This is a genomic window from Kocuria sp. KRD140 (assembly GCF_017168375.1).
Taxonomy (GTDB): domain Bacteria; phylum Actinomycetota; class Actinomycetes; order Actinomycetales; family Micrococcaceae; genus Kocuria; species Kocuria marina.
This window is the reverse complement of sequence record NZ_JABFAW010000001.1, coordinates 171,522-180,805: the sequence shown is the minus strand read 5'-3', so window position 1 is coordinate 180,805 and position 9,284 is coordinate 171,522. Positions and strand designations below refer to the sequence as shown.

Sequence of the window (9,284 nt, the reverse complement as noted above, 5' to 3'; positions counted from 1 at the left end):
GGGCAGGGGTGGGACGGTCATGGCGGTGCGATCCTTTCGACGCGGTGGCTTCAATCCTAGGACCGGTCACGGCGCGGCGTGGGGCGCGGGGGCGGGGTGTTTCCTCAGTACGATGGGACCAGGAGCGGACGGGTGGATCCCGGTCCGCGGTACAGGAAGGAAGGCACCATGATCAAACGTCTTGCATTCGTCGCCGGTTTCGGAATCGGCTTCGTGGTCGGCTCCGCGTCCGGTCGCAAGAGCTACGAGTCCCTGCGCGAGAGCGCGCTGAACACCTGGAACGACCCCAAGGTCCAGGCCAAGGTCTCCGAGGGTACGGACTGGGTCAAGTCCGAGGTCCCCGTGGTGGGCGAGAAGCTCGCCGAGGGCGCGCAGAAGGCCGCCGGCACCGTGGGCGCCAAGGCCTCCGAGGGCGCGGCCGCCGTCAAGGACAAGGCCGCCCAGGGTGCCGCGTCCGTCAAGGACAAGGCGCAGGGCGGTGCCGAGGCCGTGAAGCAGAAGGCCTCTCAGGGCGGTCAGGATTCCGGTACGCCCGCGAAGCACTCGGACGCCGAGCTGCCCGAGCCCGCCGTGACCGAGGACGAGGTGGACATGAAGCCCGCGCACCCGGGTCCGGACGCCAAGGACATGAAGAACTGATGCGACGGGCGGCACGGGTCATGTGACCGCGCCGCCGCGTGACAACGGCCGTGCACCTTCGTGGGTGCACGGCCACTGTCGTGTCGTGGCCGGAGCGGTCCGGTGCACGGCCGGTTCCGCGCCCTCGATCTACTCGTGCCCCTCAGTGGTCTTCTCCGCCCGACGCCGCGAGCGCAGTTCACGCCACGCGGCCCCGATCACGGGCGTCACGTGCTCGACCTGCCACGAGCGGGCGCCGAGCTCGCGCAACCGGGCGGCCACGGCGTCGTCGGCGGTGGAACGCGGGGGCTGCCAGCAGAACCGGCGCAACAGTTCGGGCGTCAGGAGGTTCTCGGTGGGTAACTCCAGGTGCTCGGCGAGTTCCGCCACGGCGGGTTTGAGGACCTTGAGCCGCGCCGCTGCCTCCGGGCGCTTGGCATCCCAGCCCTTGACCGGCGGGAGGGCGTTGGAGGGGATCGTGGCGGGGACGGGCTCCTCGGTGTTGCGGGCGTCCTGGACCGCGGTGAGCCACCGGGTGGCCTCGCGCGAGGCCAGGCGACCGTGGAAGCCCGGGGTGGCCATGAGCTGCGGCACGGTGCGGGGCATCGCGTTGGCGGCCGCCACGATCGCCGAGTCCGGGAGCAACCGTGTGGGCGCGAGGTCCTTGTGCCGCGCGAGCGACTCCCGCGCCTGCCACAGATTGCGCACCGCGGTCAGCTTGCGCCGGCCACGGACGTTGCCCACGCCGTGGGTGCGCCGCCACGGATCCTGGCGCGGTGCGGGCGGGGGCAGGGTGCGGATGTGGTCGAATTCTTCGAGCGCCCAGTCGAGCTTGCCCGCCTGGACCAGGCGATCCTCCGTGGCCCAGCGCAGCTGCACGAGCACTTCGACGTCCAGTGCGGCGTAGTTGAGCCAGTCCACGGGCAGCGGGCGCTGGGACCAGTCCACCGCCGAGTGCTCCTTGGACAGCGTGAATCCCAGCAGCTCCTCCGTCATGGAGGCGAGGCCCACCTTGCGCAGCCCGAGCAACCGACCGCCCAGTTCGGTGTCGAAGAGCCGGTCCGGGTGCATGTCCAGTTCGGCGAGGCAGGGCATGTCCTGCGTGGCCGCATGCAGCACCCACTCGACGTCGCGCAGGGCCTCGTTCACGACCGCCAGGGACCCCACGGCCTCGGGATCGATCAGGATCGTGCCCGCGCCCTCGCGGCGCAACTGTACGAGGAACGCGCGCTGCCCGTAGCGGAACCCCGAGGCGCGTTCGGTGTCGATCGCCACGGGACCCGTGGCCGCGGCCAGTTGCTCCGCGGCGCGCGTGAGGCCGCGGGCGGTGTCCACCACGCGGGGGAGCCCCTCTGCGGGGCCGTTGAGATGCACGGTCGCGGGAATGTGCAGATGCTCGAATCCGGGGACCACGATCTCGGGTGGCTCCGGAGCTCGAGAGGGCCTGGGGTCCTTGGCGTTGCTGTTGATGGGATGTTCCTCGGAGGGTGGATCGGCGGCGGTGCGGGTGATCCGCACCGCCGGACGGGACGGATGACGGGGCCGGTTACAGGTAGGTGACGCCCTCGTGGTGGGGTGGCAGACCGGCGGCGGTGCACAACACCTGGGCCCACGCACCCAGGTGGGTCAGGGCCCAGTGCGGCGGGCCGATGTGGGGCACCGGGGTCCAGGACGCCCGCACCTCCACCTGGGCGGAGTCTGCATGTTCGGTCAGGCTGCCGAAGTGGCGCTCCACCGTGCGGGAGGCTGTACCGCCCTCGGCGGTGAACTGCGCACCGTGCTGGGTGAGCGTGTCCGTGAGCCAGGACCAGCCGACGTCGGTTAGCAGGTCGTCCCGGCCCATGGCGGTGTCCGTGCGGGACCGGAACCAGCTCACGATCCGGAAGGGACCTTCCCAGGGCTGCGGGCAGGACTCGTCGTACAACACCACGAAACGCCCGGCCGCCGGTGCGTCGTCCGCGGTGCGGGGCCGGTCGGGTGCGGTGTTGCGCCGATGGGGACCCCGGACGACTTCCGCGGCGAAGGAGATCGCGTGCGGAGCAAGTCCGTGCGGGGGGACGATACGGCGCAGTGCGATCTCCGGGCGGAAGCGGGCAGTCTCCAGGGCTTGCACGACTGCGCGAAACACGTCCGGAGTGCTGTTCAGCTCGGTTACCGCTCCCACAAGGTCACAGTAACCACACCGTTATCCTTCACCGCGCGTTTGACATCGTGTCGCTCGTGCGTATCGCCGTGCGTCGCTCTGGGGTGGGTCGGATCGACGCTTCAGTCCTGTGTCGCGGGAACCAGACGCAGGGACACCGAGTTCATGCAGTAGCGCAGATCCGTGGGAGTGTCGTACCCCTCGCCCTCGAACACGTGGCCCATGTGCGAGTCGCAGTTCGCGCAGCGCACCTCCACGCGCTTCATGCCCATGGTTGTGTCCTCGATGTAGCGCACCCGGTCCTCCGCGAGCGGCGCGAAGAAGGACGGCCACCCGCAGTGGGACGAAAACTTCGTGTCCGAGCGGAACAGCTCGGCCCCGCACGCGCGACACTCGTACACGCCCTGCGTGGTGGTGTCCACATACTCGCCCGTGAAGGGGCGTTCGGTCCCCGCCTGGCGCAGCACCTGGTACTCGAGCGGGTTCAGTTGTTCACGCCACTGCGCGTCCGTGCGCGCCGCGGCGGCCTCCGGGCTCAGGGCTCCGCCGGTGCGGGCGCTCGTCTCGTGGTTCGGCTCCGTGGTCACGGGGCGCCTCCTTCTCGTCGTCATGTGACTTCCTCCCTGTCCAACCACGCGTTCGCGCCGGTTATGCCCGTACGACGTCGCGTAGCCGCCGTTCGACGCTCGCGCGCGCCGTGTATTCGGGGTGCCTGCGGTGACCGGCCCGCCATCCAGGTCCCCGTGATCGGCGCGTGCCAGAATGACGACATGACTACCCTGATCACCCCCGGGCAGGATTCGAACGCACGCTCGTGGCGCCGCGGCGCGGTGGTGGGCGCCGCCGCGAGTATCGGAGCGGCGTCGGCGACGTTCGCGTTGTCGGGAGGTCTGGCGGCGCTCGTCGCGCGCCACGTGGTCACCCCGTCCACCCGGCCCGGCAACGTCCAGGTGCTCAAGCTCGAGAAGGACCCCAACTCGGGACAGGAACTGATCACGCTGCCCGCGAACCCGGACACCCGGGTCGCCGGGACGTACGCCCTACGGTTCGACGACGGTCGCGGCCTCGCACGGATCGGCTTCATCGTGCGCCAGACCGGGGGCACCGTCACGCGGCTCGTGGAGCGCGTGTACCGCGGGGAACTCGCGGTGGGCAAGCGCGGGTGGTGGACCGGGACCGTGTACGCGCGACCGTCGGACGCCGGGTTGGCTTACGGCAAGATCCACGTGGAGACGCCGCTGGGGCCCGCGCCCGCGTGGGTCATCCCCGCGGACGGGGACACGGCCACCGCACACCACACCGGCACGTGGGCGGTCATGGTGCACGGCCGCGGCGCCCAGCGCCCGGAATGCATCCGCGGGGCCAGGGTGGCCCACGAACTGGGGTTGCACTCCCTCATCCTGTCCTACCGCAACGACCAGGAGGCACCCTCCACCCCGGATCAGCGCTACGGGCTGGGGTTCACCGAATGGGAGGACATCCAGGCGGGGATCGGCTATGCGCTGGACCACGGAGCGTCGGACATCGTGCTGTTCGGGTGGTCCATGGGCGGGGCCATCGTGTTGCGCACGACCGAACTGACCGAGTACCGCGACCGGATCCGAGCGCTGGTGCTCACGGGGCCGGTCGTGGACTGGTACGAGCTACTGGCTCACCAGACCCGGATCCACCGCATCCCGCGGCGCGTGGGTCGCATGGCGGCGGACCTGATCTCCCACCGCATGGGCCCGCGGATCACCGGGCTGGCCGCGCCCCTAGACCTGCATGCCCTGGACTGGCTCTCCCGCTGGGAGGACATCACTACGCCCACCCTGATCCTGCACTCCACGGACGACGAGGTGGTCCCGGTGGCCGGGTCCGTGGAACTCGCCAATCGCAGTCCCTACGTGGACTTCGTGGGGTTCTCCGGGGCCCGGCACACCAAGGAATGGAACATCGACCGCAAACGCTACGAGCGGGCCATCCGTGACTGGTTGCCCGCGGCGCTCACTCGCCGAGCCGGGCGCGGATCTGGCGTTTGATCCGACCGAGCATCGCGGACATCCCGCGCATGCGCAGCGGGGACACCAGCTTGGTCAGCCCGAAGCGTTCCGGCAGGTCGTCGGGCACGTCCAGCACCTGGGACGCCGGCAGGCCGTTGAGCCCCTCGTGCAGGATGGACGCGAAACCGCGCGTGGTGGGCGCTTCCGCCGGCGCGGAGAAGAACAGGGCGACCGGTGCGTCCGCACCGGACCCGTCCAGTTCCACGGTCAGGAACAACGGCGACTGACACTCGGTGACCTGCTCGAGTTCCTCCGGGTGCTCGCCGAGCCGCGCGGGCAGCGCGGGCAGCGAACGGGAGAACTCGAGCAGCAACTGCAGCTTGTCGGGTTCCGGGACCTCGTGGAACTCGGTCACCAGCTCCCGCAACTGTTCGGGCAGGTCCTGGGTGCTCACCGCGCGGCCCCGGGGGCCTCGCCGCGTTCCTCACCCTGCGCCACGGGCAAGCGCACGGCGTTGCCCCACTCGGTCCAGGACCCGTCGTAGTTGCGCACGTTGTCGAAGCCCAGCAGGTGGGTCAGCACGAACCACGTGTGCGAGGAACGCTCGCCGATGCGGCAGTACGCGATCACGTCGTCGTCCTGCCCGAGCCCGACCTCGTCGCGGTAGATGGCGTCGAGGTCCTCGCGGGACTTGAACGTCCCGTCCTCGGCGGCGGCCCGGGCCCACGGCACGGACGCCGCGGTGGGGATGTGTCCGCCGCGCAGCGTGCCCTCCTGCGGGTAGTCGGGCATGTGGGTGCGCTCGCCCGTGTACTCCTGGGGAGAGCGCACGTCGATCAGGGGAGTGGTGCCCAGTGCGGCCAGCACGTCCTCGCGGTACGCGCGGATCACGGAGTCGTCCCGCTCCACCGCGGGGTACTCGGTGGGGGTCACGGGGGTCGCGTCCGTGGTCAGTTCGCGGCCCTCGGCGATCCACTTGTCGCGCCCGCCGTTCATCAGGCGCACGTCCCGGTGACCGAACAGCGTGAAGACCCACAGGGCGTAGGCGGCCCACCAGTTGGACTTGTCGCCGTAGATCACCACGGTGTCGTCGCGGGAGATCCCCTTGCGGGACATCACCTCGGCGAACTGCTCCCCGTTCACGTAGTCGCGGGTGTCCGGTTCGTTGAGGTCCGTGTGCCAGTCCACCTTGACGGCCCCGGGGATGTGCCCGGTCTCGTACAGCAGGACGTCCTCGTCCGATTCGACGACGACGACGCCGGGCGTGCCGACGTGATCGGCCACCCACTGCGTGGACACCAGACGTTCCGGGTGCGCGTACCGCGCGAACGCGTCGTTCTGCTCTGCTTCTACAGCCATGAGACTTCTCCTTGTCCTTGTGCTGTCGTGGGCGCTGCGCACGCACGTGCCGTGCGCGTCTCGTTCTCCAGCGTAGTGGTGCGCGCGCACCCGGCGCATGCCGGCCCGCGTGCGCCGTCATACGCGGTCGCCGTGTTCACCACGGGCTGACCGGTAGCATCGGGGGAGAACGGGACGCCCGGCGCGTCCCACGTACTGTCCGTTTACCGCAGGACCGGTCCCGGTGCGCGCCCGCCACGGCGCGCGATCCGGAACCGGTCGGGAGGCCCTGTCACGTGAGCACTCAGATCGAACACCTCGTGGAGCGCGATCCACGCGTCTCGGCCGATGAACTGCTGGCCGGTTTCACCCCGTCCGAACGCTTCGGGGAGGTGTCGTTCGACACGTACCGCCCGGATCCGTCCCAGCCCTCGCAGGCACAGGCGGTCGAGAAGCTCAAGACCTTCGCAGCGGGCGCGTCCGGGGGCGGCGCCTCCGGTGGCGGGTTCTTCGCCAAACTCTTCGGCGGGCAGAAGAGTTCCGGCGCGGCGCAGGGGATCTACCTGGACGGCGGGTTCGGCGTGGGCAAGACTCACCTGCTCGCGTCCCTGTGGCACGCCGTGCCCGGGCCCAAGGCGTTCGGCACGTTCGTGGAGTACACCAACCTGGTGGGTGCGCTCACGTTCCGCCGCACCGTGGACGCCCTGAAGGAATACACCCTCGTGTGCATCGACGAGTTCGAGCTCGACGACCCCGGGGACACCGTGCTGATGTCCCGGCTCATGCGCGAACTCGCGGACGCGGGCGTCAAGCTCGCGGCCACGTCCAATACCTTGCCCGGTTCCCTGGGCGAAGGCCGGTTCGCGGCGCAGGACTTCCAGCGTGAGATCCAGGTGCTGTCCTCCCAGTTCGAGGTCGTGCGCATCGACGGCGAGGACTACCGTCACCGCGGACTGCCGAACGCGCCGTCGCCCCTGCCCGACGACGCCGCGCTCGACGCCGCCGTCGAACAGCACTTCGCGGGTCGGCGTGTGGCGATCGACGACTTCGACGCGCTCGTGGAACACCTCTCCCGCGTGCACCCCTCGCGCTACCGTGCGCTGATCGAGGGCCTGGACGCGATCGCGTGGCGCGGGGTGCGCACGATCGACCAGCAAGCGGTGGCGCTGCGGTTCGTGGTGCTCGCGGACCGGTTGTACGACCGGGACCTGCCCATCCTCTCCACGGGCGTGCCGTTCGACCGCGTCTTCACGGAGGAGATGATGGCCGGCGGCTACCAGAAGAAGTACTACCGGGCGGTCTCCCGCCTCACGGCACTCGCCCGGGAGGCGGACGAGGCCTGAGACCGGCGAGAGCGGTGGCGACGCCGCGGCGTCGCCACCGCGCGGGTGACCGGTCCGTGGGAGGAGCCCTCGAGCCCGTGGGGCGCACCCTCAAGCCGACGTAAGAACGGGGTCCCTTCCGATCGGAAGGGACCCCGTTCTCACGCGGCGGTGCAGATCACTCGTTGCCGCTGAGCCGATCGCGCGCGGCGTCCCGGCCTTGATCGACCTGGCCCTCGAATTTGTGACCGGTCTTCTCGTCCACGGCGTCACCCGCCTTGTCGATGCCCTGGTCGACCTTGTCCTGGTGGTTTCCGGCGGCGTCCTTGGCCTTGTCCGCGAGTCCTCCGAGATCCGGCATGATCTGTGTCCTTCCGGTAGGTGAACCAGCCCGGTGTCGGGTCGGTACGTTCATCCTGCACGGCTTCCGTCACATACGGAAGGACCCCGACACGGGGTTCACCCTGAGGGAACATGACGCGATGGGTCCGGGGTGGAAGGAATCGGGCCCCGTTCGTTCCCGTCCGAAATCGGGCGGGCAGCATCGCGTCCGGTCCGTTCCCGACCGAAGTGCCGAGCCCGGTCCGTTCCCGCCTGAAGTGGAGTACCCTGGGAAGTCGTCCCGCGCGCCAGCCGACCCCGCGAGAACCGGTGTGCAGCGCTCGCCCGCCGAGCGCCGTCGGCGTCATCCAGCGGGGCGGGAACCCCCATCCACGAAGGAGCCAGTGCGCGCCATGACCACCGAGAAGGTCGAACTGCTCCGCCACCCGGCGGAGGCCATCAACTGGAATCGCGTCCAGGACGAGAAGGACACCGAAGTCTGGGACCGTCTGACGTCCAATTTCTGGCTCCCCGAGAAGGTCCCGCTGTCCAACGACGTCCAGTCGTGGAAGACGCTCACGGCGGAGGAGCAGGACCTCACCATGAAGGTGTTCACGGGCCTGACCCTGCTGGACACCATCCAGGGCACCGTGGGCGCGGTCTCCTTGATCCCGGACGCCAAGACCCTGCACGAGGAAGCCGTGTACACGAACATCGCGTTCATGGAATCCGTGCATGCGAAGTCCTACTCGTCCATCTTCTCCACGCTGTCGTCCATGAAGCAGATCGACGAGGCGTTCCGCTGGTCGCGCGAGAACGAGCACCTGCAGCGCAAGGCCGACATCGTGCTGACGTACTACAAGGGTGACGACCCGCTGAAAAAGAAGGTGGCCTCCACCTTGCTGGAGTCCTTCCTGTTCTACTCCGGGTTCTACCTGCCCATGTACTTCTCCTCGCACGCCAAGCTGACCAACACCGCGGACCTGATCCGGTTGATCATTCGCGACGAGGCCGTGCACGGGTATTACATCGGCTACAAGTACCAGCGCGGTCTGCTGCAGGAGACCCCGGAGCGTCAGGAGGAGCTCAAGGCGTACACGTACGAGCTGCTGGACGAGCTCTACGACAACGAGGTGGCCTACGCCGAGGCGCTGTACGACTCGGTCGGCTGGACCGAGGACGTCAAGAAGTTCCTGCACTACAACGCCAACAAGGCACTGAACAATCTGGGCTACGAGGCCCTGTTCCCGCGGGAAATGACGGACGTGTCCCCGGCCATCCTCTCCTCGCTGTCCCCGAACGCGGATGAGAACCACGACTTCTTCTCCGGTTCCGGCTCCTCCTACGTGATCGGCAAGGCCGTGAACACGGAGGACGAGGACTGGGACTTCTGAGTCACTGAGCGCCCGCCCTCCCGGAGGGCGTTCCGAGGCCCGGATCCGCACGGTGTATGCGGGCCCGGGCCTCGTCGCATGCCGTGGTGGGTGGGCGATCCGCGGGCGTGGTGGGCGGCGTGCGACACGCGGGCGGGGCTGGCGTGGACTGTGGTGGGTGAACATC

10 protein-coding genes are annotated in these 9,284 nt (G+C 69.3%); 4 read left to right on the top strand and 6 right to left on the bottom strand.

The features are described from left to right. Positions 1-168 precede the first annotated feature (168 nt). Entirely contained in the window at positions 169-639 is a 471-nt protein-coding gene (locus J1M36_RS00785; RefSeq protein WP_085105969.1) for a hypothetical protein, read from the top strand. Between the two features lie 129 nt (positions 640-768). Here the strand turns inward: J1M36_RS00785 and J1M36_RS00780 are convergent, their stop codons facing one another. The 3 genes from J1M36_RS00780 to msrB all read right to left on the bottom strand — a co-directional run bounded on the left by J1M36_RS00780 (position 769) and on the right by msrB (position 3,372). Beyond that, positions 769-2,136 (bottom strand): HRDC domain-containing protein, encoded by a 1,368-nt coding sequence (locus J1M36_RS00780; RefSeq protein ID WP_312794099.1) that lies wholly within the window; start codon positions 2,134-2,136, stop codon positions 769-771. Between the two features lie 28 nt (positions 2,137-2,164). Further along, positions 2,165-2,746, bottom strand: a complete 582-nt coding sequence (locus tag J1M36_RS00775; protein ID WP_312794101.1) for a DUF3000 domain-containing protein — start codon at positions 2,744-2,746, stop codon at positions 2,165-2,167. Positions 2,747-2,883: 137 nt separating this feature from the next. Beyond that, positions 2,884-3,372 (bottom strand): peptide-methionine (R)-S-oxide reductase MsrB, encoded by a 489-nt coding sequence (gene msrB / locus J1M36_RS00770; RefSeq protein WP_064846781.1) that lies wholly within the window; start codon positions 3,370-3,372, stop codon positions 2,884-2,886. Between the two features lie 159 nt (positions 3,373-3,531). Between msrB and J1M36_RS00765 the strand changes: the two genes are divergently transcribed. Next, entirely contained in the window at positions 3,532-4,782 is a 1,251-nt protein-coding gene (locus J1M36_RS00765) for a S9 family peptidase (protein ID WP_064846782.1), read from the top strand. Here J1M36_RS00765 and J1M36_RS00760 read toward each other — a convergent pair. Further along, on the bottom strand, positions 4,748-5,197 hold the full coding sequence (locus J1M36_RS00760; RefSeq protein WP_064846783.1) for a SufE family protein: 450 nt from the start codon (positions 5,195-5,197) through the stop codon (positions 4,748-4,750). The two genes, J1M36_RS00765 and J1M36_RS00760, sit on opposite strands and share 35 nt — an antisense overlap. Continuing rightward, positions 5,194-6,102, bottom strand: a complete 909-nt coding sequence (locus tag J1M36_RS00755) for a sulfurtransferase (RefSeq protein ID WP_206478320.1) — start codon at positions 6,100-6,102, stop codon at positions 5,194-5,196. The genes J1M36_RS00760 and J1M36_RS00755 overlap by 4 nt, the downstream gene beginning before the upstream one ends. Positions 6,103-6,377: 275 nt before the next feature. Between J1M36_RS00755 and zapE the strand changes: the two genes are divergently transcribed. Then, complete coding sequence (gene zapE, locus J1M36_RS00750; protein ID WP_206478319.1) at positions 6,378-7,424, top strand: cell division protein ZapE; 1,047 nt, start codon at positions 6,378-6,380, stop codon at positions 7,422-7,424. A gap of 157 nt (positions 7,425-7,581) precedes the next feature. Here zapE and J1M36_RS00745 read toward each other — a convergent pair whose 3' ends face one another. Continuing rightward, positions 7,582-7,764, bottom strand: coding sequence for an antitoxin (locus tag J1M36_RS00745; protein ID WP_206478313.1), 183 nt, complete (start codon positions 7,762-7,764; stop codon positions 7,582-7,584). A 373-nt stretch (positions 7,765-8,137) separates the two neighbouring features. Here J1M36_RS00745 and nrdF point away from each other — a divergent pair, with 373 nt between their 5' ends. Further along, on the top strand, positions 8,138-9,118 hold the full coding sequence (gene nrdF, locus J1M36_RS00740; RefSeq protein WP_085105975.1) for a class 1b ribonucleoside-diphosphate reductase subunit beta: 981 nt from the start codon (positions 8,138-8,140) through the stop codon (positions 9,116-9,118). The last annotated feature ends 166 nt before the right edge of the window (positions 9,119-9,284 follow it).

Excerpts from the sequence above, each read along its gene's own strand:
- J1M36_RS00785 (WP_085105969.1), top strand. The coding sequence starts at position 169 with ATGATCAAACGTCTTGCATTCGTCGCCGGTTTCGGAATCGGCTTCGTG.
- msrB (WP_064846781.1), bottom strand. The coding sequence starts at position 3,372 with ATGACGACGAGAAGGAGGCGCCCCGTGACCACGGAGCCGAACCACGAG.
- J1M36_RS00765 (WP_064846782.1), top strand. The coding sequence starts at position 3,532 with ATGACTACCCTGATCACCCCCGGGCAGGATTCGAACGCACGCTCGTGG.
- J1M36_RS00755 (WP_206478320.1), bottom strand. The coding sequence starts at position 6,102 with ATGGCTGTAGAAGCAGAGCAGAACGACGCGTTCGCGCGGTACGCGCAC.
- J1M36_RS00745 (WP_206478313.1), bottom strand. The coding sequence starts at position 7,764 with ATGCCGGATCTCGGAGGACTCGCGGACAAGGCCAAGGACGCCGCCGGA.
- nrdF (WP_085105975.1), top strand. The coding sequence starts at position 8,138 with ATGACCACCGAGAAGGTCGAACTGCTCCGCCACCCGGCGGAGGCCATC.